Origin of the sequence: Mycobacteroides franklinii, assembly GCF_002013895.1 — a bacterium.
GTDB lineage: Bacteria > Actinomycetota > Actinomycetes > Mycobacteriales > Mycobacteriaceae > Mycobacterium > Mycobacterium franklinii.
Genome location: NZ_MAFQ01000011.1, coordinates 69,428 through 95,652, shown reverse-complemented (window position 1 = coordinate 95,652; position 26,225 = coordinate 69,428). Strand labels below are relative to the sequence as shown.

The following is a 26,225-nucleotide window of genomic DNA, read 5'->3' as shown; positions in this document are numbered from 1 at the left end:
CGTGATAGGTTCCGCGCGTGTTCGGAGGCGTGCCCCAGACATCCGGATTCTTCGGACGGCAGCGATCAGCGTCCATCGCTGCGGTGCTGGCGACGGCTCTCGCCGTCGCGGGATGTGGTTCGTCGCCACCGCCCGTCCCAACCACGCGCCCCGGTGATGCGGGCGAGGTCGGCGGTGCCGCGGTCCCGATGACGCTGCGGGTATCGGTCGACCAGCCGATGCGAGCCGTGTTCAGTGAGCTGGCCAAACGATTCCAGATCGACCATCCGGGCACCCAGATACAGCTCACGTTCAAACGCTCGCAAGAACTTGTCGACGCGCTAGACCAGGGCCCCGCCCCGGATGTGCTTGTCGTGGAAGACCCCGACATGAACAAGGCGGTGCACGCGGGTCAGGTGAGTGATCCGGCAGCGTTCGCCTCCAACAGACTGGTGCTGGTCACGCCGCCTGGAAATCCGAATCACGTGGCCACGTTCAACGACGTGGCCCGGCCCGGGACGCGGCTTGCCGTGTGTGCGCCGGAACTTGCCTGCGGCGCGGCCACGGCACGCGTTGCTTCGACGCTTGCGGTTCAGCTCGCTGCGGCGCTGACAGCGGATACTGCGAGTGCGGTGGTGGATGCGGTAGCTGCGGGGCGGGCCGACGTGGGGCTCACCTACTCGTCGTACGCCAAGGGCGCCGACACCCGCGTGACGACACTGAGTTTTCCCGGTGACGCGGTGTCGGTGGAGCGGTACTCGATTGCCGTCACCACCAAGTCGGAGAATCAAAACCGGGCCAAGCAGCTTGTCGACTCAGCGCGCAGCGGCGACGGCCACCGGTTCATGGCGAGCTTCGGTTTCGGTGCGCCGTGACCGGCGCTTCCGCGACGGACTCGGCTATGTCGCGACGTCCACGGGGTGGTAGGAGAAACCGATCTCAACCGGCGTGTTGACGAGTTCGGGGCTGCGCGCCGAAAGTCTCACCCCGGCATCGGAATCGATCTTGACGGTCAAGGGGATATCAGCCCCACGGTCGGTGGTGACCTTGGGCGAGGCGAACATTCCCACCAGCATTGACGGGTTTTCCCCCGCACCATCGGATTCGATCAGCAAGGTGGTGCCGTAGCGGACCCAGTGGGTGCCGGCGGGCAATCCGAGACGCAGGTTGTATTCGAAGGAATCGGTCGGGTTCTTCTTCACGATGGTGAAATACTCGCCGCCGTCGATCAGGGGTGTGATCGTGTAATCGGTGTCCGCCGACCGATACGTCGCCGCTCCGTCGGGTCCCCATTGTGCGGGCGACAGCGGAACGTCGTCGGGCAACTGGATCGTCAGCAGCTCGCCGGGCTTCCCGGTTCTCACGCGGATACCTTCCTGCGGAAATACCGGGAGTATCGCTGTCCGGGAGGCGGTTTCGGATGTCGGTGCCGGCGTGGGGATTTCCGGGTCGGCCGAACCGATCGCGGGGGACGCGACAATCCCGCCCATCGTGATCAGGGCAACTGCCAGTGAGCCAACGCCGAGTTTCATCCAACTTGTCCTTATCTGTCAGCACGCCAGCGTGACGTGAGCGACCTTGGTGGACACGGGAACCGATGTCGGTCGATTGCGCATATCGCGCGCGCCGGCCACATTGGATACGGGCGACTGCTGATTGACGGACTGGACGACGCAGTTGTCCTGATGTCCCGAGCCGATCCTCGTCACCGTCACGCGGTAGCCGCTGGCCTGCAGGCTGTTAATCACGGCGTCGGCATCATTCGACGGACGAGCCAGTGCGTCACCTGCGCTGATCAGGGATAGGCCGGCTGCCGCGACAAGCAGGCCAGGAATGGGCCACCTGGGCAATCTACGCACCGTCATAGCCCCATCGACCCTCCGTTGAAATATGCCTCCGAGGCTAGCCGATGCTGACGCGTGGCGCCGGGTGTTTGTCTACTCGGATCAGCGAACGGTACTCCAGTCGGCCACTGAACGTTCAGTTGACCGCCAGCAATGTCGCAGCAATCATGAGCGCACCGAGCCAATCAGGCCGCGCCACCGTAACTGTCACCGACCAATGCCACGGAACCGAAGGTAGCCAGGTTGTTTATCCGGACATATCGCGCAGTGTGCAGTATTCGCCATGTGCAGACGGCGGCATGGGGCGTTCCGCTAGCTGTAACGCTCGCAATAGCGGGTTGCGCCGGACCACGGGATCTCCCGGCGTTGAACACTCCCGTCAGAGGTGACGGCTTTCAATGCCAGGGAGTTCGGGTCGATAGTTATCCCCTCCGGGCCGGGGTGGATTTCGGCACCAAAGGATTGCCCTCACCTGCCGGCAGATGGACCGAAGTGGTCATCCATGTCGTCAACAAGGACGTTGTCACCAGAGAGTTCATCCCGCAGGATCAGGTGCTTAACACCTCGAGCGTGCCCGTGCATCCTGACCTCAAGGGTATGAAGCTCTACGACAACAATCCACAGATTTGGGCCGGTGACACCCAGGACTACACGCTTCCGTTCGAAGTTCCCTGGGGCGCCAATCCGCAGTCGGTAGAGATCCACTGCGGAAAAACTGTGTCGACCGTCGGAATCAAATAGCCCCTGGGGAAAGCCGGATCCGGCCGGATGGACGTTGCCATGGCACGGCGCATCAGATCATGCGCCGTCGGACCTCGCGACTAGCCTGGATACGTGCCCGATCCTTCGACCTATCGACCGGCTCCCGGCTCGATACCCGTCGAGCCGGGCGTTTACCGATTCCGTGACCCGCACGGACGTGTCATCTACGTCGGCAAGGCCAAGAGTCTTCGTAGCCGCCTCACCTCGTACTTCGCCGACGTCACCAGCCTGCATCCACGCACCCGGCAGATGGTCACCACTGCGGGCAGTGTCGAGTGGACCGTGGTGGGCACCGAGGTCGAGGCCCTGCAGCTCGAATACAACTGGATCAAGGAATTCGATCCGCGCTTCAACGTCCGCTACCGCGATGACAAGTCGTATCCGGTGCTGGCGGTCACCCTCAATGAGGAGTATCCACGGCTCTTCGTCTACCGCGGTCCCCGCCGCAAGGGTGTGCGCTACTTCGGTCCGTACTCGCATGCGTGGGCCATCAGGGAAACTCTCGATCTGCTCACCCGGGTATTCCCGGCGCGCACCTGCTCCAATGGAGTGTTCAAGCGACACAAGCAGATTGACCGCCCCTGTTTGTTGGGCTACATCGACAAGTGCTCGGCGCCGTGCGTGGGGCGGGTCAGCGCCGAGGAGCATCGCGAGATCGTGCTGGATTTCTGCGATTTCCTATCGGGTAAGACCGATCGTCTGGCTCGCGACATGGAACGTGAGATGAACCGTGCCGCCCAGGAGCTGAACTTTGAGCGGGCTGCCCGGTTGCGCGACAACATCTCCGCGCTGCAGCGGGCGTTGGAACGGCAGACCGTGGTGTTCGGCGATGGCACCGATGCCGATGTGGTGGCCTTCGCCGACGATGAGCTGGAAGCCGCCGTCCAGGTGTTCCACGTGCGCGGAGGCCGGGTGCGTGGCCAACGCGGGTGGATTGTCGAAAAGACAGGGGATCCGGGCGATTCCGATCTGGAGGGCCTGGTTGAGCAGTTCCTCACCCAGTTCTACGGGGATCAGGCCGACCTCGCCCATGCGGCGGACAAGGACGCCGATGTGGTGCCGGTGCCGCGCGAGGTCCTGGTCCCGGTTCTGCCGCGGGATGCCGACGGGATGGGCTCATGGTTGACCGGGCTGCGGGGTTCGCGGGTCTCCCTACGGGTGCCGCAGCGCGGCGATAAGAAGGCGCTGGCGGAGACGGTGGAGCGCAACGCGAAAGAGTCACTGGCGCAGCACAAGCTCAAGCGCGCGGGAGATCTCACGACGAGATCGGCGGCATTGCAGGAGCTTCAGGACGCACTCGGTTTGGAGCAGGCGCCACTGCGCATCGAGTGCATCGACATCAGCCACGTCCAGGGCACCGACGTGGTGGCCTCGCTGGTGGTGTTCGAGGACGGGCTGTCCCGGCGATCGGACTATCGCCACTACAGCATCAAGGAGGCCGCCGGTGACGGTCGCTCCGATGACGTCGCCTCCATTGCGGAGGTCACTCGGCGCCGATTTGCCCGGCACGTGCAAGACACACAGCTCGATGCTGCCGAACAGGCTCCAGAAGGTAGATCGCGTAAGTTCGCCTATCCACCAAACCTTTTCGTTGTCGACGGTGGGGCGCCACAGGTCAATGCGGCCGCCGCGGAATTGAGTGAGCTGGGAGTCACCGATGTCGCGGTGATCGGTCTGGCCAAGCGACTCGAAGAGGTGTGGGTACCTTCGGAAAAGGGATCGGTGCCGGAGCCGATCATTCTCCCGAGAACCAGCGAGGCGCTGTACTTGCTGCAACGGGTGCGTGACGAGGCGCACCGGTTCGCCATCACGTTCCACCGCAGTAAGCGGTCCAAGCGGATGACGGCTTCGGTGCTCGATGGCATTCCGGGGCTCGGGGAGGCGCGCCGGGCTGCGCTTGTCTCGCATTTCGGTTCGGTGGCGCAGCTCAAGAAGGCCAGCGTGGAAGAGATCACCGCGGTGCCGGGCATCGGCGAAGCTACCGCCGTCGCGGTGCGCGATGCGCTCGTCGGAACTGACAGCTCGGCGGCGACTTCCGGTGCAACCGAAGCGGCACTGCCCGTCATGGTCGAAAATGGAGTCGATGACACTCGATCCCCCTAATCTCGCCAGCGCACCCGCAAACGCCGATATCGACGTCGTGCTGGTCACGGGCCTTTCGGGCGCGGGACGCGGCACCACCGCCAAGGTGCTCGAGGACCTCGGGTGGTACGTCGCCGACAACCTTCCGCCGGAACTGATCACTCGAATGGTCGATCTGGGCCTGGCGGCCGGATCACGCATCACCCAGCTCGCCGTGGTGATGGATGTTCGATCCAGGGGCTTCACCGGCAACCTGGAGTCGGTGCGGGCTGATTTGGCCACGCGCGGAATCAGCCCCCGGGTGCTGTTCCTGGAAGCATCGGACGAGAGCCTGGTCCGGCGATATGAAAACAACCGACGCAGTCACCCGCTGCAGGGCGGTCAGACCCTCGCGGAGGGCATCGCCGCGGAGCGCGCCTTGCTCTCCTCGATACGGGCCTCCGCGGACCTGGTGATAGACACCTCGTCGCTGCCCGTCCCGGCGCTGCGTGCGGCGATCGAGCGCGCTTTCAGCAGCGAGTCCGTCGCCCATATCAGCGTCACGGTCGAATCTTTTGGTTTCAAGTACGGCCTGCCGATGGACGCGGATATGGTCGTCGACGTCCGTTTCCTACCGAACCCGCACTGGGTGGATGAGCTGCGACCGCACACCGGACAGCATCCGTCAGTGAGCCAGTACGTGTTGAGCCAACCCGGCGCGGACGAGTTCTTGGACACTTACCATCGGCTGCTGAACCTCGTGATCGACGGCTACCGGCGAGAGGGAAAGCGCTACATGACAATCGCGGTGGGCTGTACCGGCGGCAAGCATCGAAGTGTCGCGATCACCGAGGCGCTGGCCGCATCGTTGGCACCCGATCATGACTTGTCGGTGCGTGTATTGCATCGCGACCTGGGGCGCGAATGAGCTCCGATATCGATCAGAACTCCCAGCTGGCCCGGCGCGAGCCGCGCATCGTCGCCCTCGGCGGTGGGCACGGTCTCTACGCGACGCTTTCAGCGGCGCGGCGGCTCACCCACGACATCACCGCCGTGGTCACGGTCTCCGATGACGGCGGTTCATCCGGGAGAATCCGATCCGAGCTGGGAATCGTGCCACCGGGCGATTTGCGGATGGCGTTGGCGGCGCTGGCCTCCGACAGCCCCCGTGGGCGGATGTGGGCCTCGGCGATTCAACACCGGCTGGGCGGCAGCGGCGGCCTGGCCGGGCACCCCATCGGGAACTTGATTTTGGCCGGTCTCACCGACATGCTCGCCGACCCCGTCTCCGCGCTCGACGAGATGGGGCGCATGCTCGGTATCACCGGGCGGGTGCTGCCGATGTGTCCGATTCCCTTGCAGATCGAGGCCGATGTCTCCGGCCTGGAGTCCGACCCGCGGATGAGCCGGGTGATTCGCGGCCAGGTGGCATTGGCGACCACACCGGGCAAGGTACGCCGGGTGCGTCTGCATCCGGGCAATCCGCCGGCCACCCGGCAGGCGATCGACGCCATCATGGCCGCCGACCTGGTGGTTTTGGGGCCGGGATCCTGGTTCACAAGCGTGATCCCGCATGTCCTGGTGCCCGAGCTCTTCGCCGCGTTGCAACAGACACAGGCCCGCAAAGCATTGATCTTGAACCTTGCCCCGGAGCCGGGGGAGACGGCGGGCTTTTCCGCTGAGCGGCATTTGCACGTACTCTCGCAACACGCTCCCGAGTTCGGAGTGCACGACATCGTTGTCGAATCCGCATCGGCAGATGACACCGAACGCGATCATCTGACCAGGGCAGCCGCCTTGTTCAATGCGCAGGTTCAATTCGCTGACGTGTCGCGCCCTGGTACACATTTACATGACCCTGCGAAACTGGCGGCGGTCTTGGATCGGGTACGGATGGGTAGTGCGGCCGTGGGCACAAGAACTGCCGCTGGAACAGATGCCGAATCCACGGTGCGCCTGGCCGCGGGTGGCGGACGCACACAGCATGGAAGCCAGAGAGGGGACGCCACGTGGCGATGACCGCCGAGGTCAAGGACGAACTGAGCCGCCTGGTGGTGACTCAGGTCAGTAGTCGTCGCGCGGAGGTTGCGTCGCTGCTGCGGTTTGCCGGCGGACTGCATATCGTGAGTGGCCGCGTCGTCGTCGAGGCGGAGGTCGACCAGGGCAGCATCGCGCGCCGCCTGCGCAAGGACATCTTCGATCTGTACGGCTACAACGCCGTGGTGCATGTGCTGTCTGCCGGTGGTATCCGCAAGACAACGCGGTATGTGGTGCGTGTCGCCAAAGACGGAGAAGCGTTGGCGAGGCAAACAGGCCTGCTCGATCTACGGGGTCGCCCGGTGCGCGGACTGCCCGCGCAGGTGGTCGGCGGCAGCGTCGCCGACGCGGAAGCGGCGTGGCGCGGAGCGTTCCTGGCGCACGGATCGTTGACGGAACCCGGCCGGTCCTCCGCCCTGGAGGTCAGCTGCCCGGGACCCGAGGCTGCGCTGGCGCTGGTGGGCGCGGCCCGACGGCTCGGCGTGAGTGCCAAGGCCCGCGAGGTGCGGGGGAGCGATCGTGTGGTGGTTCGCGACGGCGAGGCCATTGGCGCCTTGCTTACCCGGATGGGCGCTCAAGACACCCGGCTGACGTGGGAAGAGCGCCGCATGCGCCGCGAGGTGCGGGCAACGGCGAACCGGCTGGCCAATTTCGACGACGCGAACTTGCGCAGGTCTGCGCGTGCCGCGGTCGCGGCCGCCGCGCGCGTGGAGCGCGCGCTGGAAATCCTCGGGGACACTGTCCCCGACCATCTGGCGGCCGCCGGGAAACTGCGCGTCGAGCACCGGCAGGCATCACTTGAGGAGCTGGGTCGCCTCGCCGAGCCGGTGATGACCAAAGACGCTGTCGCCGGCAGGATCCGGCGTCTGCTGTCCATGGCCGATCGGAAGGCCAAGACGGACGGCATCCCCGATACCGAATCGGCGGTCACCCCGGAACTGCTGGAAGACGCCTAACTGCTTGTTTTTTCGGTGTCCCTCGGGCGCTGTCGTGATCTTGTACTGTGTGGCGACGAAACGGTCGCCAAACCCGGGACGAGGCAACGGTCGCGATGAGATTGATCCTGGAACTGATCCGGCCCTATCGAAGGCTGATTGCCTGGATTTTCGCCGTTCTGGTGGTGCAGATCGCCGTGGGCTTGGCGGCTCCCTGGCCACTGAAGGTTGTGCTCGACAGCGTGGTCGGGAACCACCCGCTGCCGGGTTGGTTGCACGGCCTCCTGCAGCCGATGCTCGGCGGCGAGGGACGGATGCACGTCGCCGGGCTGGCCGCGATCATGTTGGTCGCCATTGCCGTGGTGGCCGCGATCGCGACATACGCGGCCAACTATCTGACCGAGACCGTCGGACAGCGCATCGGTAACGACCTGCGGACCCGGGCATACCACCACCTGCAGCAGCTGTCGCTGAACTACTTCGACACCCACCGCGTCGGACCCATCCTGAGCACCCTCACCGATGATGTCGACACCATCCAGGACTTCGCCTCGGCCTCCACGCTCGGCATCGCGACGGACCTGCTGACCATCGCCGGAATGTTGGTCCTGATGCTGTGGCTGCAGTGGGATTTCACCCTCGTCGCACTCGCGGTCGCGCCGCTGCTGTTGTTGTTCGTGTCTCGCATCCGCAAGTCCGTCAAGGCAGCCACTCATGAAGTGCGTCAACGGGAATCGGACATTGTGGCGGTTGCCGAGGAAGGCTTGCAGTCCATCCGCGTTGTCAAGGCATTCGATAGGGAAGAACTTCAGGAGCGTCAGCTGGCCATCGTCGGCCAGCAGGCGGTGAATGCGGCGCTGAACGCGCGACGGGTGAAGTCGGTGGTGTCGCCCATTGTCGCCGTCGTGGTGGCCGCCTGCACCGCACTGGTGCTGTGGCGGGGATCCGCTCTGATCCTGGCAGGGGTGATGACCGCGGGGACACTGACGGTGTTCATCGCCTATCTGACGTCGTTCTTCAAACCCGTGCAGGACCTGGCCAAGCTCACCAACACCATCGCCATGGCGTCGGTCGGGGTTGACCGCGTCAATGCCCTCCTCAACGCGGAGACGGCAATCGAGGAGAAGGCCGACGCGGTCGATCCGGGGCGTATCAGAGGCGCGCTCAGTTTCGAGCGCGTGGCATTCAGCTACGACAGTGCGACCCCGGTGTTGCGTGACGTGACCTTCGAAGTGGAACCCGGCCAGCTGGTCGGCGTCGTCGGACATACCGGAAGCGGAAAATCCAGTCTGGTCAGTCTGATTCCCCGTTTCTACGACCCGAGCATGGGCACTGTGCGGATCGACGGTGTCGACTTGCGCGACTACAAGCTTCATGAACTTCGCCGCCACATCGCCTACGTACTGCAGGACACGGTGCTGTTCCGCGGGACCATCCGCGACAACATTGCCTTCGGCCGGCCCGACGCAGATCACGAAGAGGTCGTCGAGATGGCCAAGCTGGCCAACGCACACGAGTTCATTTCGGAGATGGCGCAAGGCTATGACAGCCCGGTCGGGGAGCGCGGACTTACCCTCTCGGGCGGTCAGCGGCAGCGCATCGGTATCGCCCGGGCACTGATCCGTGACAGTCCGATCCTCATCCTCGACGAACCGACCGCCGCGCTCGACGCGGAGTCCGAGCGCCTGGTCATGTCCGCGCTACAACGGTTGATGCGAGACCGCACGGTGATCACGATCGCCCACCGCCTCAGTACGATTCGCGAGGCGGACAAGATCGTCGTATTGGAGGAGGGGCGTGTCGTGGAGCAGGGCACGCATAAGGACCTGCTGACCGCGGGAGGCAGATACGCTGACCTGCATCGCATCCAATACGAGGACGAAACGCCGTGACACGTTCGCTGATCATCCTGCCTGACGACTCCGCGAAGCCGGTTCTCGACGCGATCCACGCCTCCACCCGGTCGGTGCGCATCAAGATGTTCGCCTTCAGTCATCTGCCGTTGTTGGACGCGGTGGTCGCGGCCCACCGGCGCGGTGTTGATGTGAAGGTGATGCTCAATCCGGAACGCCGCGACGGCGAGACGGACAATGACGCCGCCCGGGATATGTTGCAGCAGTTCGGTATCGATGTGCGCGAGAGCAATCCCGCCTTCGATCTGACGCACGAGAAATCGATGGTCGTGGACGATGAGCATGCTTTCGTCGAATCACTGAACTGGACCGAGGAGAACTTCACCGTCACCCGCGACTACGCCGTCGTCACGCCCAGCGCCTACGAGGTCGCGGAGATCGTCGACTGCTTCGAAGCCGATTGGGCGCGTGAGGATTTCGATCCGGGCGCCGGGGCGCACCTGATTTGGTGCCCGTTCAACGGCAGGCATCGCATCGCGGATTTCATCGACAGCGCCAAGCACACGTTGTTCCTGCAGAACGAGCGTTACCAGGACCCGGTGATTATCGAGCGCCTAGTGCGGGCCGCGCATCGCGGGGTGAAGGTGCATGTCATGGCGCGCGCGGCGCATCACCTGAAGTCGGGAAAGCTACTCGAGGGCGTCAGTGGGATGCGGATCCTTGACGATGTGGGCATCAAGATCCACCGCCTCAAGCACATGAAACTGCACGCCAAGATGATCCTCGCCGATCACGAGCGGGCGGTGGTGGGTTCGATCAACTTCTCCCCAGGCAGTTTCGACCATCGACGCGAACTTGCCATCGAGGTGACCGACCACCACCTGATCAAGCGGTTGAACGAGGTGGCGCACCACGACTGGAAGTTCTCCGAGCCGATGGATCTGTCGGACGCCGGGTTGATCGCCGACCTGGTGGGTAGCGATTCGCATGATGTCGACCAGCTCGCCCTGCACGACCAGGGCACCGATGCGTGAGCGGCAACTAAAACTATTGGCGAATTGTCGGAGCGCTTTCGTACGCTGGGTTGATGGGCTCCGCCAAGCAGTTGAAAACTGAAGGGGTCCTTGGGGAAACCCCCGAGGGCTCTTCGGGCGAGGAGCCACACCATCAGACGTCTCGGCTCCCGCGCGCGTTGCGCCCCATGCGGCACCGTGATTACCGACTGTTGACGCTGGGCCTGGCGGTCACGCTGCTCGGCAACGGAATGTGGACGGTCGCGCTCGTCTGGCAGGTCATCCGAATGGGATTGGGGCCGGCGCAGGTGGCTGTTGTCGGGACCACGTTCAGCGTGGGCCTGCTGATCAGCGTGCTGCCCGCGGGTGTGGCGGCCGATCGCCTGCCCAAGCTGTGGGTGATGCGGTGCTCACTGGCCATGCAGACCGCGCTGATGTTCACCACCGCGACGCTCGCCCTGACCGGCGTGGCGCACATCTGGCATCTGGCTCTCAACTCGCTGTTGTTCGGTATCGCCGAGGGCTTCTACATCCCGGCCTACACCGCGTTGCTGCCGAGCTTGCTTCCCTCCGAGGAATTGTTGGCCGCCAACGGCATTGAAGGTGTTCTGCGGCCGGTGATGCAGTTGGCCGCCGGGCCCGCGGTCAGTGCGGCCATCGTCAGCGTGTGGTCGCCGGGTGGGGCATTTCTGCTGGAGGGAATGCTCGTCGCCGCGGGACTGTGCTGTCTGCTGCTGGTTCGGCAGAAGCACGAGCCACCGGCGTCGGCGGATGTGCGCCAGCATCCGTTGCGCCGGGCCCTCGCCGATTTGGCAGAGGGGTTCCGATACATGGTGAACACCACCTGGTTCTTCGCCACACTGCTGTTCGCGATCGGCTATGTGCTGGTGGTCGTCGGTCCCATCGAGATCCTGCTGCCGTTCGTCATCCGTGATCACGGCGGTGACCCCGGCACCCATGCCACGGTGCTGGCGCTGTTCGGTCTCGCGGGGGCGGTCGGTTCGTTCATCGTGTCGTCGCTGCCGCTGGCCCGCCGATACCTGACGGTGATGATCCTGATGTGGGGAGCCGGCTCGTTACCCCTGGTGTTCATCGGATTCACCGGACATGTCTGGATGATTGCCGCCGCCATGATCATCGTGGGCGGCACCATGCAGTCGGCCAACGTCATCTGGGGCACGTTGATGCAGCGCCGGGTGCCCGAGGAGATGCTGGGTCGTGCCGCCAGCATGGACTTCTTCGTGTCCCTGGTCGGTCTGCCCGCGTCCTTCGCGCTGGTGGTTCCCGTGGCACATGTCATCGGCAACACGACAGTGTTCTTCATCGCTGGAGCCGCGCCTCTGGTGTTGGCGGTCCTCGCCCACATGGTCGCGCGACTGGGCCGGGACGAAATGGCACACCCCCTGGGCTAATGTGAGTGCCGATAACGGGTACACCACATCTCACACCGACAAAGAGGGAGCGCTACGTGACTGTCCGGGTAGGCGTAAACGGGTTTGGCCGGATCGGCCGGAACTTCTTTCGGGCACTGGACGCGCAGAAGGCTCAAGGGATCAACACCGACATCGAGATCGTCGCGGTCAACGACCTGACCGATAACGCCACCCTGGCCCACCTGCTGAAGTTTGACTCCATCCTGGGCCGGCTGCCTTATGACGTCAGCCTGGAGGGTGACGACACCATCGTTGTCGGCGACCACAAGATCAAGGCCCTGGAGGTCCGCGAGGGCCCGGCGGCACTGCCCTGGGGCGACCTGGGTGTTGACGTCGTCGTCGAATCGACCGGCATTTTCACCAAGCGTGACAAGGCGCAGGGCCACCTGGATGCGGGGGCCAAGAAGGTCATCATCTCCGCGCCGGCCAGCGACGAAGACATCACCATCGTGCTGGGCGTCAACGACGACAAGTACGACGGCAGCCAGAACATCATCTCCAACGCCTCGTGCACCACGAACTGCCTCGGACCGCTGGCCAAGGTGCTCAACGACGAGTTCGGCATCGTCAAGGGCCTGATGACCACCATCCACGCCTACACCCAGGACCAGAACCTGCAGGACGGCCCGCACGGCGACCTGCGTCGCGCCCGCGCCGCGGCCCTGAACATCGTGCCGACCTCGACCGGTGCTGCCAAGGCCATCGGCCTGGTGCTGCCCGAACTCAAGGGCAAGCTCGACGGCTACGCCCTGCGCGTCCCGATCCCAACCGGATCCGCCACCGACCTCACCGTCGAACTCGCCAAGGCAGCCAGTGCCGACGAGATCAACGCCGCCATGAAGGCCGCCGCGGAGGGCAAGCTCAAGGGCATCCTGAAGTACTACGACGCGCCGATCGTGTCCTCGGATATCGTCACCGACCCGCACAGCTCGATCTTCGACGCGGGCCTGACCAAAGTCATCGACAACCAGGCCAAGGTGGTTTCCTGGTACGACAACGAGTGGGGTTACTCGAACCGCCTCGTCGACCTGGTCGGCCTGGTCGGCAAGTCGCTGTAGCCGCATGGGCATCAAGTCGCTCAACGACCTGCTGGCAGAGGGAGTTTCGGGCAAGGGCGTGCTGGTCCGGTCGGACCTGAACGTCCCGCTCGAGTACCTGGACGGCAACATCGCCCATATTTCTGACCCCGGCCGCATCGTGGCCTCGGTCCCGACCATCCGCGCACTCGCGGGTGCCGGGGCCAAGGTCATCGTGACCGCGCACCTGGGCCGCCCGGACGGCAAGCCGGACCCGAAGCTGTCCCTGGCTCCGGTCGGGGCCGCGCTGGGTGAACTGCTGGGTCAGCACGTGCAGGTGGCCGGCGATGTCGTCGGGACCGATGCGCTGGCGCGAGCCGAAGGTCTGACCGACGGTGATGTGCTGCTGTTGGAGAACATCCGCTTCGATCCTCGCGAGACCAGTAAGGACGACGCGCAGCGGCTGGCGCTTGCACAGGAACTGGCCGAGTTGGTCAGTGGTCCGACCGGCACCGGCGGCGCGTTCGTGTCCGACGGTTTCGGGGTGGTGCACCGCAAGCAGGCATCCGTGTACGACGTGGCGACCTTACTGCCGCATTACGCCGGCGGCCTGGTGGCCGCCGAGGTGGAAGTTCTGCGGGTGCTCACGGCCAGTACCGAGCGGCCGTATGCGGTGGTCCTCGGCGGGTCGAAGGTCTCCGACAAGCTGGCTGTCATCGAATCGTTGGCCACCAAGGCCGACAGTCTGGTGATCGGTGGCGGCATGTGTTTCACGTTCCTGGCCGCACAAGGGCTGCCGGTGGGCAAGTCGCTGGTGCAGCCCGAACAGATCGAGACCTGCCGCGACCTTCTGGACAGGTACGCCGACGTCATCCATTTGCCGATGGACATTGTGGCTGCCGACGCGTTCGCTGCTGATTCGCCTTCGGAAATCGTTTCTGCCGATGCGATTCCGGACGGCAAGATGGGCCTGGACATCGGGCCGGAGTCGGTCAAACGATTTGCTGCGGTGTTGTCCAATGCCAAGACCATCTTCTGGAACGGCCCCATGGGCGTGTTCGAGTTCCCGGCATTCGCCGCGGGCACTCGGGGCGTCGCCGAGGCGATCATCGCGGCCACCGAGAAGGGTGCCTTCAGCGTGGTGGGCGGCGGAGATTCGGCCGCCGCGGTGCGCGCGCTGGACCTGCCGGACGACGGCTTCTCCCATATCTCCACCGGTGGCGGCGCATCCTTGGAATACCTTGAGGGCAAAGCGCTTCCGGGTATCGAAGTACTCGAAAGCTAGAGGAGCTCCGTATGAGCCGTAAGCCACTGATCGCTGGTAACTGGAAGATGAACCTCAACCATTTCGAGGCCATCGCGCTGGTCCAGAAGATCGCGTTTTCCTTGCCGGATAAGTACTTCGACAAGGTGGACGTGACGGTCATTCCGCCGTTCACCGACATTCGGAGCGTGCAGACCCTGGTCGACGGCGACAAGTTGCGTCTTACCTATGGTGCGCAGGACTTGTCGGTGCACGATTCGGGCGCTTACACCGGTGAGATCAGCGGTGCGTTCCTGGCCAAGCTGGGTGTCACCTACGTCGTCGTCGGGCATTCCGAGCGTCGGCAGTACCACGCCGAGGATGATGCGCTTGTCGCCGCGAAAGCGGCCGCGGCGCTCAAGCACGGTCTGACACCGATCGTGTGCATCGGCGAAGCCCTCGATATCCGCGAAGCCGGAGACCATGTCCAACACAACGTGGACTCACTGCGCGGGTCGTTGGCGGGGCTGAGCGCGGACCAGGTCGCGCAGGTTGTGATTGCCTATGAGCCGGTATGGGCCATCGGTACCGGCCGGGTGGCCAGCGCAGCCGACGCCCAGGAAGTGTGCGCGGCGATCCGGGCGGAGCTGGCACAGATCGCCAATGCCGATGTGGCTGCATCCGTGCGAGTCCTGTACGGCGGCTCGGCCAATGCCAAGAACGTCGGCGAGATCGTCTCGCAGGATGATGTCGACGGCGCGCTGGTCGGCGGTGCCTCGCTGGACGGTGAGCAGTTCGCCCAGATGTCCGCGATCGCCGCGGGCGGGCCGCTGCTGTAGCTCAGCAGTGCGGCAGATTTCGTAGGTGCGCGCTGCGCGCCAGCACCCCGTCGAGTGTGGTGAGGAAGGCAGGCAGATTCGCCGTGATGTCGGCGGCGTCTGCTGAGCGTTCCGCGTCGCCGGAAGTGATGTCGTACCAATCGATTCCGGGTGAACCGTCGGCGGCACTGTCTAGCGTTTCCATTGCCCGGAGCCACGGGCCGAGCTGCCCGAGGACGATGGCATAGGGTGCGGCCCGGGTCAGTACGATCTCGCGGTCGGCGGCCCCCAAGCCGTCAAGGTTGAGCTCGCCCAGGTAGCGGCGCAGCGCGGCCACGTGCGCCACCAGCAGATGACCACGTGCGGTGCGGACCGGAAGCAACATGCCGGCCAGCGCGCAGACGGTGCCCACTCCACACATCGCGACGCCGATCATGGCGTTGCCGATGCTCAGTGCCAACACGGCGGTGACCACGAGACCGGCGAGCAGCACGCCGATTCCGTAGCGGGTCAAGGTGCCCAGGTGTTCAGGTGCCCGGCGGAACCATCGATTGATTTGCGCGTCGGCATACATCGTCTCGGTGATGCTGCTGAGATCCAGTCGCGATCCCGGTACTTGGAGGCCGGACAGGAGCACTGTCGGGCGGTCGTCGGGAAGCAGTACACCCAGCAGCCGGGTCTCATAGGCGGTCAAGAGGCCGTCCGCCGCGGCACGGCGAGATATCTGCCAATCGGGCTGCGCGCCAGGGCCGGTGGTTTCGGCGATCCACAGATATCCGCGCACTGCCAGGTCGACGACTGTCGCGGTGAGGTCCACGGCATCGACGTGCAGATCGACGACGGTGCCCACCTGCCCGGGAAGAACCCCGTCGGGCGCCGCGAAGCGAGATCCGCTGTCGTCGTGAACCAGCGGATCGGTTGGGGTAATAGTGATCTCAGCGGCGTGCGCGTCCCGGCGGCGCGCGATAAGCACCCATCCTGCCAACGCGATCGCGATGACGCCGAGACCGGCCAGCGCCGCGGTCGCCGGACCTGTCAGCGCGAAGGGGCCCTGAGCGCCGGGGAGTGCGGTGAACGTAGCGCTCGGTGGGACGGTTCCGGCTGGAACCATGACGGTGAAGGTGACGATTGCATGCGGCGGCAGGCCATCCTGTTGGACGCGGACCACCCCGGTGTGATCGACCTGAGCTGCGGTGCAACGTATTTGAGAACCCGGCGCGCCGAGAGCGCACGTGGGGGAGCTGGGTTTGGTGCTCGGTGAAACGAACGAGGCGGTGACGTCCTTCAGGCCCGAATCCCAGCCGGAGGCAAACGGCCACGCCACCTGCTGATGATCGGCGGCATCGGCGACAGTGCCGCGAACCGTGTATGTGACGGTCGCCGGTCCGCGGGCGGTGATGGTCAGCGCGTTCCCGGCGAGTGCGGCCGTCCCGTCACCGGTACTGGCTACGGCGCCGACCTCAAAATGCTGAATCCTGGTGCCCTCAACCGGCATATCGAGGGGGAGGTGCCGTTGCAGCACATGGTCTTTCGCGGGCGTAATGGTCTCGGTGACATTCAGCGTGCCGTCGTCGGACAGGTCCATCGCGACAGCGACGGTGCCTTCGGGTCCGTCCGCGCCCGCAGGTGCTGCGGCGAGAAGCCATCCGACGCACACCGATAAACACAACGTCCACCGCAATGCCGCCCCGCGACTCATCTCTCCCACGGCGGTAACCCTAGGTCAGGGTCGATATGCTGGCGCGCATTCACAGAATGTGTTCGGGGGGTGAACGACGTGGGGCCGCAGCCGTACTACCAACCCAGGCCGGTACCGGCCTGGGCCGCGCCATTGCCACCGCCCGCCCGTACCCGGCTGACGCCACCTCCACGAGGTTGGCGTCCGCCGCCCGGATATCCAGCGCCGCCGGTGCGTCCGGTGTATCTGCCGCCTGTTGCGTACGGGCAGCGTCCGAAGGAGCGGTGCCGCTCGTATCGCGGTCTGGTTATCGGCGGCGCTGCCTTCGTGTTGGTCGCGGTCTTGATGCTGGGAACGGCGGTGGTCTGGGCTCTCCATTCGGGTTCCGGGAGACGCCAACCGGTGCGGGCCACCGCGACATGGCAATATCCCGCGACCACACCTCGCGGCGTATCCGCGTGGACCCCATCGCAGACCAGTCCCACCGTGGCGCCGACGGAGTCGGCGCCACCGCTGCCTCCGCCCGCGCAGCCGGTGTTTGCGCTCGGCGATCACCCGCTGTTCCGGGACCGGGACGCGGGATTCACCAACGCGCCGTGCTCGACCAGCACATGGCCGCAGAATGCCGCCCAGGGTGAGGTGTTCTACGGGGAATTGCGTGCCTGTCTGGACGTGGAGTGGCGGCGGCAGCTCGACGCACTCACGCTGCCGTGGTCACCGCCGGGCCTCGTGGTGGCGCAGGGTGACTACGTCGACTCACCCTGCGGGGGTAACTCCTTCGAACCGGGCGGTTCGGCGGGTTTTTACTGCTCGTCGAACAACACCATCTACATGTCGATTGTGGCGCTGTCGCCGGGCAGGTATGGAAATCACGATGGTCCCTATTTGGCCGCCTACGCCCACGAATACGCACATCACGGGCAGGAGTTGAGCGGGATGATGGGCGAGCAGTGGCGCCGGCGCAGAGCGGCGGGAATTGATTCGCCGGCGGGCCTGGAGCTGTCTCGACGGTTGGAACTGCAGGCTCAGTGCTTTTCCGGAATGTTTGTGGGGTCTCGGCGCGGGGGGACGATCACCGAGGACGAGTACCAGCGGGCCGGCGCCGATCAGTATCGGGGTGACCGTCCGGGGGATCCACGTGATCACGGCACCTTCCAGCACGGTTCTGATTGGTGGTGGCACGGGGCGATGAAGAACCGCAATTGGGAGTGCAACACCTGGATGTCGCCGAGCGACCAGGTGAGCTGACCCGGCGCCGTGATATCCCTGCGCGGTTGACCGGCGGGGAGCCGGTAGGCTAGCCCCCATGGAATTGGCGTTGCAGATCGTCCTGGTGATCACGAGCTTGCTGGTGGTCCTGCTGGTGCTGTTGCACCGCGCGAAGGGTGGCGGTCTGTCCACGCTGTTCGGTGGCGGTGTTCAGTCCAGCCTCTCCGGTTCGACCGTGGTGGAGAAGAACCTGGACCGGCTCACCTACTTCGTGACCGCCATTTGGGTGATCTCGATCATCGGTGTCGGGCTGCAGATCAAGCTCGGCGGATAGCGTCAGAACGTTTCACCACAGCGGACTACTGCACAGGTAGTCCGCTGTTTTGTCTCTGTGGCGGCTGTTCTTGCAGGTAATTGATGTTTCATTCATTTGCCGAGAAATTTCTTCAAAATTCATGGAACCGATTCACGTCCTCGACCCATCAATCTCTATGTATGGCACAGAAGTCGACAGATGCCATCAGCGATTGGTGGACCGGGGACGCGGAGGGGACGTTCCCGTTTCACCGATCGTGTCCCCGGAAAGGAGCCCCTCGTCATGTCGGAATGCCGTGGTGACCCCCGCCAATGGATTCGTGAGTATCAGGATCGCCTGGAGGTTCTTGGGCAACGTGCCCAGTATGTGCAGCAGACCGTGGGGTTGGTCCGCGGCCATGCGAAGGATGACGTGGGGGTAGCGGTGACCGTCGGGTCGGGGGGCCGCATCGAGGCACTGGACCTGGATGAATCGACGCTGTCGATGGATGCGAGGGACCTGTCGGCCATCATCACCAAGACGATTGCCGCGGCGCAGGTCAATGCCGCCAGCCAGATACACAGCACACTGCATGACCTCACCGGCGACGGGCCGGCGATGGACTACGTCAAGGGCTACCTGGACGGGGGGCACCTTGGGGAGGGTGAGCATCTGGGAACGACCTCATGAGCGATGAGACGAGTGGAACTCTCCGGTTTGACCGCGATGTGGTGTTGCGTGAGGCGGCGAATCTGGAAAGCGCCGGAGAATCGGTGCGGTTCCTGCTCGATCATCACGGAGAGGGGCTCGGTGAGCGAGATCTGGGGGCGGTCTCGTCGGATTTCGTGACGTCGGTGCGGGGGAGCGTTGACCAGCTGACCGATGCGATCCGGACTCTTGGCGACGTCATCGTGGAGACGGGGCAGCGTCTGCACGATCAGGCCCGGCGGATCGCCGAGAACGAGGATCAGGCGGTCGCCGCAATGACGAAGATTGGTGAAGGGTTCGGTGGACACCCTTGATGCCGAGCTGAAACCGCTCACTCGCCTGTACGACGCCGGGTTGGGCTTCGTGGTTGAGCATGTGCAGTTCCTCGAAGAGCCACTGGATGCGTTACGCGGTGATCCGGCCGCTGCTTCTGTCGAAGCAACCTTCTGGCGATACTGCATCGCCGACGTCACCAACGTCCAGCAGGAACTCTCCGCTGTTCTCAGTGCGCTCGGCGACGGCCACAGTGGCGCGGCGGCAACAGGATTCAGAGAAGCATCTGGTCCGATCGACGATGCTCTGCAGGAGCTGCGTCTTGTCGCGGCGAACATCAATCAACGCATCAACGTGGTGACGGATCTGGTCACCCACACTCGAAGCATGCTCGGGCAGTGGGTTGAAGGTTACGTCGATGACGTCATCACCGAGTTCACCGCAGCTCGTGCGGCATCGCCCATCACCCAGGGCGGCAGCGTCGCAACCACGATCGCTTCCGTCGTGGCCGACGCCTCCGAACTCGGAAACAAGATGGGGCGCACGCTCTCTCAGCTCCTTGACCGTCTTGACGAGCACGCCGCCGCGATCCGGGACGGCGTCGCCGAGTTCGCGATCAACGTAGAGCGCCTGCGCACCCCGGCGCCCGGGCCCGCAGTTGCCGCTCCGGTTCCGGTGGCTGCGGTCAGTCACTCACAGCCGGCCACGGCACCGACCGAACATGGTCTTTCCGTCGATCCTGATGCGCTGTTCGCGGCGGGCCAGGGGAACGAGAGCTAGATCGCCGCGCACAGGGTGTACGTCAGGATTCCGAAGACGACGATTCCCCAGGCGGCACACAATGTTTGCAGCCACCGCGGGGCACGGCTGATCTCCATGTAGGACGCGATGATCAGCGCCACCTTGATTGCGGTAAGCGACAGCACGATCAGAATCACCAAAGTCGAAGGACGGCCCGCGGGACTTTCGGACCACGACAGCACGGTGCAGCCCGCCAATATCAACCAGGTGGGCAGTGTGACGCCGCGCATACGTGTCGTAAGCGTAGAGATGATCATTGGTTGCTCACTATCTAGATCAGGTAGATCAACGAGAACAGCACGACCCACAGCACATCCACCATGTGCCAATACACGCCGATCCGTTCCAGCAGGGCAGTACCGTAACGACGCGGCGCATGGGGGCGCATCGATCGCGCGGCGGCGCTCAAGCCGAGCAGGCCCACCAGCACATGTAGCAGGTGGATTCCGGTGAAAACGAAGTAGTACATGAAGAACTCGCCCGCAAGCGCATGGGAGCCGACGCTCAGGTGGCGACTGTATTCAATGGCTTTCAAGATCACGAATACGGCGCCGAATCCGATCGCGGCCAGATAACTGCGATACGCGCGGGACCATTGTTCCCATCGTGCATGAGTGAGGGCGATCACCACCGCAGCGGAACTGCTTATGAGGGTGAGGGTTTCGGCCAGTCCGATTGATTGCGACATGCTCGCGCGGCCGAGTTCGAACAGTGCGGGATTCTGGGCATAGTTCCATCCCCAGATCGTGAAGAAGACGCCGAATACGGTGAGGTCTCCCAAGACGAAGATCCACAGTTCGGCTTCGCCGGGTACGTGGCCCGCGGTGCGGCGCCGGTGGGTGGACGCCCGCGGATCGGTCTCGACGGTCACGAAGCGTATTCCGCAGCCGGGCCAATTCCTGCCGACTCGGACGCCAGCCTCCGTACCGCGGGGACCAGGATTACCGGCGAGACGGCGAAATAGATGATGAAGAGGATCGCGGGAATCCAGAATCCCACGACACCGTTCCACGCGAACGGGCCGGTATGGAAGAAGAACACCAAAAGCTCAGGCAGATAAAGGATTGCGATCCACAGGTTCAGGTATCCGAACCAGCGGGGGACAATGGGATCATGGCGAGGGCTCAGTACGAGGACGGCGTACGCGGTCAGCACCCAGACCATCAGAAACATCGGGATGCCGCCGATGAACTGGAGAAAACCGTAATCGCTCGCGTACTGCACAAGCGCCGGGTCGCGCTCTGTTCGAAAGGCCGCCATGGCGAACGAGAACGGCGTGTAGAAGTTCATCACCAGGTACGTCGCCAGAGTCAGACCCATCATCACGGTCACCATGCCAACGTGGCGCTCGATCCTGCGCGCGATCATTATCAATAGTGCCGAGACCGGGAACAGGGCAAACGTAGAACACATCATCAGCACTGCCGCCAACATCAGCCAGACATGCCGCTGCTCGAACTGGGACGCCACTTCCGCGGGCCCGGCAGTGGGAGGAATCGGTGGCATGAAACGTGCGACGAACAGCCAGCCCGTGCCGAATAGAAACAGGTAAACGAGGCCAGACCAGGCGCTCGCGCGCTCCAGTATCCGGTTTTGCATCCGTCGAACTCCTCACCAGGTAGCCGCGATGGGCGCGGTTGTTGACCCGGCATGATCCGGTGATGGCGTCCGTGCCCGCAATGCGCCGTCGGAGCGACAGCGAATTGAACAACCGGTAATATATGCCGCCCGGCTTCGGCAGGTCAATACCCTGTTGCGGTGATTTGAGGACGCGAAATCTGCTGTGGGCGTGCTTACGGCACTCCTGGGACCGGCATTCAGCGCGGTGCGGGCTGCTCCGCGGAGGGGCGATCAGCGAGTGTGGTCGCCCGGGCTAGTCCAACTGGCTTGCTGCTGCGTCATCGAGCAGCCACACCGTGCGCTCGATGCCTCGGGCGCCGGCCGCGGGTACGTCGATCGGGTCGGCGCCGCCGATGGCCGCGGCCACCGCCTCGGCCTTGGCTTCGCCGGACACAACCAGCCACACCTCACGGGAACGCTGAATAGCAGGCAATGTCAACGTGATCCGCTGCGGCGGCGGCTTGGGGGAGTCAGGAACTGCCACCACAAGACGCTGCGTCTCCTTGACGGCGTCGGTATGCGGGAACAACGAATTGATGTGGCCCTCACCGCCCATGCCCAACAGGTGGACATCGAAGGCGGGGCAGTCCTGGCCGGGTTCGGCATTGGCCGCCAGCAGCTGTTCGTACGCGAGGGCGGCCGCGTCCAGGTCGGTGCCGTACTCGCTTTCGCTGTTGGGCATGGCATGCATGTTGCGCAGCGGGAAGTCCACGTGCTCCAGCAGGGCCTCCCACGCCTGCCAGGCGTTTCGTTCTGGATCGGTCTTGGGAACGTACCGGTCATCGCCCCAGAACACGTGGACATTGTCCCAGTCGAGATCGCTGGCGACATCACGCAAATGCTTGAGCAGGGCAATGCCGGTACCGCCGCCGGTCAGCACGATCATCGCCTTACCGCGTTCGGTGAGGGCACCGGCGATCGCCAATGCCAGCCGATCACCGGCTGCGGCCACCAAAGCGTCAGTGTCCGCATACTTTTCGATGATCGTCTCACTCATACGTATTGCACCTTCGCGATTCCCTCAAGCGCCGTGCGGTAGATCTCGTCTGGATCGAGGCGGCGCAGATCCTCGGCCAAACAATCTCGTGTCTCCCTGCGCGGCAACGGAAGTGATGCCGACGGGCGTCCGGTGCGGGCCAACGTTGCGATGGCTCCGGTCTGCGGACGGCTCAGCGTAACGATCTCGCTATCCCGGTGTAGCTCTACCTTCAGGTCGCCGACCAGCCGGGTGACGGGGCCGTTGATGCGTGAGGCCAGCCATCCCGCGGTGACATCCAACGCCGGTTCGGTGGCCAGGCCGGATACCACCGCCGAATTGATGCCCTCGTAGGGGGGCTGATCCAGCGCCGAGGCGAGCAAGGCCCGCCAGTAGGTGATGCGGCTCCATGACAGGTCGGTGTCGCCCGGGGTGTAGCCGGTGAGGCGGTTCTTGATGGCGTTCAGGGGATCCGGTGCGGTCGTGGCATCGGTGATCCGGCGAATCGCCAAACGGCCCAGCGGATCTTTCGCGGGAATGGCAGGAGCCTGGTTGGGCCACCACGCCACCACCGGGGTATCGGGCAGCAGAAACGGAATCACCACACTGTGCTCGTGGGCGGCGAGCGGACCACGCAGCCGCAACACGACGACCTCCCCGGCCCCGGCATCGCCGCCGACACGGATCTGTGCGCTCAATCCGGTATCCGGGGCAAGGGGATTGCGTTCCAGCACGATCACCCGGCACGGATGCTCATGGCTGGCGCCGTTGGCGGCCTCGATCACCTCTTCGACGTTGTCCCCGGCATCGGTGATGACGACGAGGGTCAGCACGCGGGCCATGGTGACGGCGCCGCCGGTCTCGCGTAGCTCCACCAGCTTCTTGTTGACATCGTTGGTGGTGGTGTTGGGTAGGTCGATGATCATGGCCGCCTCCATTCCCGGCCACTGCGGGCCAGCATTTCCACGGCCGACTGCGGCCCCCAGGTACCCGATTCGTACGTGTCCGGTTTGCCTTCCGATGCCCAGAAGTCCAGCGCGGGATCCAGTATCCGCCAGGACAATTCGACTTCGGCGTTGACCGGGAACAGCGACGGTTCTCCCAACAGCACGTCGAGGATCAACCGCTCGTAGGCCTCCGGTGACTCCTCGGTGAAGGCCTGTTCGTACGAGAAGTCCATGTTGACGTCCCGCACCTCCATGGCGGTACCGGGTACCTTCGAGCCGAACCGCAGTGTGACGCCCTCGTCGGGCTGGACCCGGATGACCAGCGCATTGGCGCCGAGCTCCTCGGTCATCGTGGAGTCGAAGGGCAGATGCGGCGCCCGCTTGAACACCAACGCGATCTCCGTGACCCTGCGGCCCAACCGCTTTCCGGTGCGCAGGTAGAACGGGACCCCCGCCCAGCGCCGGCTGTCGACCTCCAGGGTGATGGCTGCGAAGGTCTCAGTGGTGGAGGTCTTGGAGAAACCTTCCTCCTCTAAGAGGCCCGGAACCTGCTGGCTGCCTTGCCATCCCGGTCCATACTGGCCGCGGGCGGTGGTTTCGGCGAGCGGTTCGGCCAGTCGCGTGGCCGAGAGCACCTTGATTTTCTCGGCCTGCAGCTCGGCGGGGGAGAAGTTGATGGGCTCCTCCATCGCGGTGAAGGCCAGCAGCTGCAGCAGATGGTTCTGGATGACATCGCGGGCTGCTCCGATGCCGTCGTAATAGCCTGCGCGCCCACCCAGCCCGATGTCTTCGGCCATGGTGATCTGCACGTGGTCGACGAAGTGTGCGTTCCAGATGGGGTCAAACAACTGGTTCGCGAAACGCAACGCCAAAATGTTCTGCACTGTCTCCTTGCCGAGGTAGTGGTCGATGCGGAAGACCGACTCCTCGGGGAACACCTCGTTGACCACCGCGTTCAGCTCGCGGGCGCTCGTGAGGTCATGGCCGAAGGGTTTCTCGATCACCACCCGGCGCCAGGCCCCGTCTACTGGCTGTGCGAGGCCGGACTTGGACAGCTGCTCGCAGACCGTGGGGAAGGCCTTCGGCGGAATCGACAGATAGAAGGCGTGATTGCCGCCGGTGCCGCGCTCCTCGTCGAGTGTCTGCAGCGTCTTCTTGAGCTGTTCGAAGGCCGCGTCGTCGTCGAAACTGCCTTGCACAAAACGGATTCCCTCGGCAAGGCGATCCCACACATGCTGACGGAACGGCGTGCGCGAGTGTGCCTTGACGGCGTCGAGCACGATCTGCCCGAAGTCCTCGTTGGCCCAGTCCCGGCGGGCGAATCCAACCAAGGCGAACGACGGAGGCAAGAGCCCCCGATTCGCCAGGTCGTAGATGGCCGGCATCAGCTTCTTACGGGCCAGATCGCCGGTGACGCCGAAAATCACCAGCGAGCAGGGTCCCGCAATGCGGGGTAATCGCTTATCGCGCTTGTCCCGCAACGGGTTTTTCGCGGACGAGCCGTTCGCGGGGAGAACATCAGTCATGGATGAGCCTTTCGTGTGAAGACCGTCATCCACGCTCAGTCCTTGGTGGATACCGCGTCGAGTTGGGCTTGGGTGGCGTCGATGAGCTCGTTCCATGCGACCTCGAACTTCTCGACACCCTCGGTTTCGAGCACCTCGAACACGTCATCGAGATCGATCCCGGCGCGAGTCAGCTCATGGAACACCGCGTGTGCACCGTCATAGGTGCCGTGAATGGTGTTACCGGTGACAATGCCGTGATCGGCAACTGCCTCCAGTGTCTTCTCGGGCATGGTGTTCACCGTGTGCGGAGCCACCAGGTCCACGACATACATTGTGTCGTCATACTCGGGGTTCTTGACTCCGGTCGAGGCCCATAGCGGACGTTGCACCCGAGCACCGGCGCCCTTGAGCGCGGCGAAGCGGTGTCCAGCGTGGTGGTCCGAGTCGAAGACCTTCTCGTAGGCCTGGTAGGCCAGTCGGGCATTGGCGACGCCGGCCCGGCCGCGTAGCGAGAGTGCCTGACCGCTGCCGATGTCTTCGAGACGCTTGTCGATCTCGGTGTCCACCCGCGATACGAAGAACGAGGCCACCGAGTGGATCTTGGACAGGTCGCGGCCGGCTTCCTTCGCGGCCTCCAGGCCGGTCAGGTAGGCGTCCATGACTTCCTTGTGGCGGTCCACCGAGAAGATCAGGGTGACGTTCACCGAGATGCCCTCGGCGATCACGGCCGAGATCGCGGGCAGGCCCGCCTTGGTCGCCGGAATCTTGATCAGCACGTTCGGCCGGTCGACGATCTTCCACAACTCGATCGCCTGCAGGATGGTCTTGTCGGTGTCATGAGCCAGACGGGGGTCCACCTCGATGGAAACCCGGCCATCCACACCCTCGGAGGCCTCGTACTGCGGGGCCAGCACATCGCAGGCGGCGCGCACGTCGTCGGTGGTGGCGGTGCGAATTGCCGAATCGACGTCGGCGCCGCGCTCGGCCAGCTCCGCGATCTGCGCGTTGTAGGCGTGTCCCTTGGACAGGGCGGCCTGGAAGATCGCCGGGTTGGTGGTCACCCCGACGACACTCCTGGTCGCAATCAGCTCGGCAAGGTTGCCCGAGTTGAGCCGGTCCCGGGAGAGATCGTCGAGCCAGACGGCGACTCCGGCCTCGCTCAGTTCGGCGAGATTAGCGTTCTGATCAGATGTGCTCATGGGATTCATCCCTTCCT

General features: G+C 64.4%; 27 protein-coding genes. 17 read left to right on the top strand and 10 right to left on the bottom strand.

Translation table 11 applies throughout. The annotated features are described in order from the left end of the window. Positions 1 to 17 precede the first annotated feature (17 nt). Positions 18 to 854, top strand: coding sequence for an extracellular solute-binding protein (locus tag B4393_RS19355; protein ID WP_078335462.1), 837 nt, complete (start codon positions 18 to 20; stop codon positions 852 to 854). 24 nt (positions 855 to 878) lie between these two features. Here the strand turns inward: B4393_RS19355 and B4393_RS19350 are convergent, their stop codons facing one another. Then, the gene (locus B4393_RS19350) at positions 879 to 1,511 is read right to left on the bottom strand and encodes a hypothetical protein (RefSeq protein WP_078335461.1); all 633 of its coding nucleotides are present in this window, start codon (positions 1,509 to 1,511) and stop codon (positions 879 to 881) included. Between the two features lie 18 nt (positions 1,512 to 1,529). Next, positions 1,530 to 1,844, bottom strand: a complete 315-nt coding sequence (locus tag B4393_RS19345) for a hypothetical protein (protein WP_109558448.1) — start codon at positions 1,842 to 1,844, stop codon at positions 1,530 to 1,532. Positions 1,845 to 2,315: 471 nt separating this feature from the next. On the opposite strand from B4393_RS19345, the gene B4393_RS19340 reads away from it, so the two are divergent. The 11 genes from B4393_RS19340 to tpiA all read left to right on the top strand — a co-directional run bounded on the left by B4393_RS19340 (position 2,316) and on the right by tpiA (position 15,015). Beyond that, the gene (locus tag B4393_RS19340; RefSeq protein WP_133052573.1) at positions 2,316 to 2,564 is read left to right on the top strand and encodes a hypothetical protein; all 249 of its coding nucleotides are present in this window, start codon (positions 2,316 to 2,318) and stop codon (positions 2,562 to 2,564) included. A 93-nt stretch (positions 2,565 to 2,657) separates the two neighbouring features. After that, positions 2,658 to 4,688 (top strand): excinuclease ABC subunit UvrC, encoded by a 2,031-nt coding sequence (uvrC, locus tag B4393_RS19335; RefSeq protein WP_078335459.1) that lies wholly within the window; start codon positions 2,658 to 2,660, stop codon positions 4,686 to 4,688. Continuing rightward, positions 4,660 to 5,574 carry an RNase adapter RapZ gene (gene rapZ / locus B4393_RS19330; protein WP_078335458.1) on the top strand — a complete coding sequence of 305 codons (915 nt, stop codon included), beginning with the start codon at positions 4,660 to 4,662 and terminating at the stop codon, positions 5,572 to 5,574. The genes uvrC and rapZ overlap by 29 nt, the downstream gene beginning before the upstream one ends. Then, positions 5,571 to 6,665 carry a gluconeogenesis factor YvcK family protein gene (locus B4393_RS19325; protein WP_078335457.1) on the top strand — a complete coding sequence of 365 codons (1,095 nt, stop codon included), beginning with the start codon at positions 5,571 to 5,573 and terminating at the stop codon, positions 6,663 to 6,665. The genes rapZ and B4393_RS19325 overlap by 4 nt, the downstream gene beginning before the upstream one ends. Next, positions 6,662 to 7,639 (top strand): DNA-binding protein WhiA, encoded by a 978-nt coding sequence (gene whiA, locus B4393_RS19320; RefSeq protein ID WP_109420967.1) that lies wholly within the window; start codon positions 6,662 to 6,664, stop codon positions 7,637 to 7,639. The genes B4393_RS19325 and whiA overlap by 4 nt, the downstream gene beginning before the upstream one ends. 47 nt (positions 7,640 to 7,686) lie before the next feature. Next, entirely contained in the window at positions 7,687 to 9,510 is a 1,824-nt protein-coding gene (locus B4393_RS19315) for an ABC transporter ATP-binding protein (RefSeq protein ID WP_236743194.1), read from the top strand. Beyond that, positions 9,507 to 10,505 carry a phospholipase D-like domain-containing protein gene (locus B4393_RS19310; protein WP_078335456.1) on the top strand — a complete coding sequence of 333 codons (999 nt, stop codon included), beginning with the start codon at positions 9,507 to 9,509 and terminating at the stop codon, positions 10,503 to 10,505. Before B4393_RS19315 ends, B4393_RS19310 begins: the two co-directional genes overlap by 4 nt. A gap of 167 nt (positions 10,506 to 10,672) precedes the next feature. Then, positions 10,673 to 11,896: an MFS transporter gene (locus B4393_RS19305; RefSeq protein WP_078335455.1), complete on the top strand. Its 1,224-nt coding sequence runs from the start codon at positions 10,673 to 10,675 to the stop codon at positions 11,894 to 11,896. 56 nt (positions 11,897 to 11,952) lie between these two features. Continuing rightward, entirely contained in the window at positions 11,953 to 12,975 is a 1,023-nt protein-coding gene (gene gap, locus B4393_RS19300) for a type I glyceraldehyde-3-phosphate dehydrogenase (protein WP_078277882.1), read from the top strand. Between the two features lie 4 nt (positions 12,976 to 12,979). Further along, positions 12,980 to 14,218 (top strand): phosphoglycerate kinase, encoded by a 1,239-nt coding sequence (locus B4393_RS19295; RefSeq protein WP_078335454.1) that lies wholly within the window; start codon positions 12,980 to 12,982, stop codon positions 14,216 to 14,218. An 11-nt stretch (positions 14,219 to 14,229) separates the two neighbouring features. Next, positions 14,230 to 15,015, top strand: coding sequence for a triose-phosphate isomerase (tpiA, locus tag B4393_RS19290; protein WP_070939580.1), 786 nt, complete (start codon positions 14,230 to 14,232; stop codon positions 15,013 to 15,015). A 1-nt stretch (position 15,016) separates the two neighbouring features. Here the strand turns inward: tpiA and B4393_RS19285 are convergent, their stop codons facing one another. Next, positions 15,017 to 16,693, bottom strand: coding sequence for a DUF2207 family protein (locus B4393_RS19285; RefSeq protein ID WP_078335453.1), 1,677 nt, complete (start codon positions 16,691 to 16,693; stop codon positions 15,017 to 15,019). A gap of 78 nt (positions 16,694 to 16,771) precedes the next feature. Between B4393_RS19285 and B4393_RS19280 the strand changes: the two genes are divergently transcribed. From B4393_RS19280 to B4393_RS19260, 5 genes are all read left to right on the top strand, one after another. Beyond that, positions 16,772 to 17,920 (top strand): neutral zinc metallopeptidase, encoded by a 1,149-nt coding sequence (locus tag B4393_RS19280; RefSeq protein WP_078335556.1) that lies wholly within the window; start codon positions 16,772 to 16,774, stop codon positions 17,918 to 17,920. Between the two features lie 58 nt (positions 17,921 to 17,978). After that, positions 17,979 to 18,215 (top strand): preprotein translocase subunit SecG, encoded by a 237-nt coding sequence (gene secG / locus B4393_RS19275; RefSeq protein WP_005076011.1) that lies wholly within the window; start codon positions 17,979 to 17,981, stop codon positions 18,213 to 18,215. Positions 18,216 to 18,479: 264 nt separating this feature from the next. Beyond that, positions 18,480 to 18,866: a hypothetical protein gene (locus B4393_RS19270; protein ID WP_078335452.1), complete on the top strand. Its 387-nt coding sequence runs from the start codon at positions 18,480 to 18,482 to the stop codon at positions 18,864 to 18,866. After that, positions 18,863 to 19,198 carry a hypothetical protein gene (locus tag B4393_RS19265; RefSeq protein WP_070939583.1) on the top strand — a complete coding sequence of 112 codons (336 nt, stop codon included), beginning with the start codon at positions 18,863 to 18,865 and terminating at the stop codon, positions 19,196 to 19,198. The genes B4393_RS19270 and B4393_RS19265 overlap by 4 nt, the downstream gene beginning before the upstream one ends. Continuing rightward, entirely contained in the window at positions 19,185 to 19,937 is a 753-nt protein-coding gene (locus B4393_RS19260) for a hypothetical protein (RefSeq protein ID WP_078335451.1), read from the top strand. The genes B4393_RS19265 and B4393_RS19260 overlap by 14 nt, the downstream gene beginning before the upstream one ends. Here B4393_RS19260 and B4393_RS19255 read toward each other — a convergent pair. The 7 genes from B4393_RS19255 to tal form a co-directional block, all read right to left on the bottom strand. Continuing rightward, positions 19,934 to 20,215 (bottom strand): cytochrome C oxidase subunit IV family protein, encoded by a 282-nt coding sequence (locus B4393_RS19255; RefSeq protein ID WP_078335450.1) that lies wholly within the window; start codon positions 20,213 to 20,215, stop codon positions 19,934 to 19,936. The genes B4393_RS19260 and B4393_RS19255 overlap by 4 nt on opposite strands. A 14-nt stretch (positions 20,216 to 20,229) precedes the next feature. Continuing rightward, a complete protein-coding gene (locus tag B4393_RS19250) occupies positions 20,230 to 20,829 on the bottom strand; it encodes a cytochrome c oxidase subunit 3 (RefSeq protein ID WP_078335449.1) in 600 nt (199 codons plus the stop codon). Beyond that, positions 20,826 to 21,392 (bottom strand): hypothetical protein, encoded by a 567-nt coding sequence (locus B4393_RS19245; RefSeq protein WP_078335555.1) that lies wholly within the window; start codon positions 21,390 to 21,392, stop codon positions 20,826 to 20,828. The genes B4393_RS19250 and B4393_RS19245 overlap by 4 nt, the downstream gene beginning before the upstream one ends. A gap of 439 nt (positions 21,393 to 21,831) precedes the next feature. After that, entirely contained in the window at positions 21,832 to 22,575 is a 744-nt protein-coding gene (pgl, locus tag B4393_RS19240) for a 6-phosphogluconolactonase (RefSeq protein ID WP_078335448.1), read from the bottom strand. Beyond that, positions 22,572 to 23,480: a glucose-6-phosphate dehydrogenase assembly protein OpcA gene (gene opcA / locus B4393_RS19235; protein WP_078335554.1), complete on the bottom strand. Its 909-nt coding sequence runs from the start codon at positions 23,478 to 23,480 to the stop codon at positions 22,572 to 22,574. Before opcA ends, pgl begins: the two co-directional genes overlap by 4 nt. After that, complete coding sequence (zwf, locus tag B4393_RS19230) at positions 23,477 to 25,027, bottom strand: glucose-6-phosphate dehydrogenase (protein ID WP_078335553.1); 1,551 nt, start codon at positions 25,025 to 25,027, stop codon at positions 23,477 to 23,479. Before zwf ends, opcA begins: the two co-directional genes overlap by 4 nt. Positions 25,028 to 25,062: 35 nt before the next feature. Continuing rightward, on the bottom strand, positions 25,063 to 26,208 hold the full coding sequence (tal, locus tag B4393_RS19225; protein ID WP_078335552.1) for a transaldolase: 1,146 nt from the start codon (positions 26,206 to 26,208) through the stop codon (positions 25,063 to 25,065). Between the last annotated feature and the right edge of the window lie 17 nt (positions 26,209 to 26,225).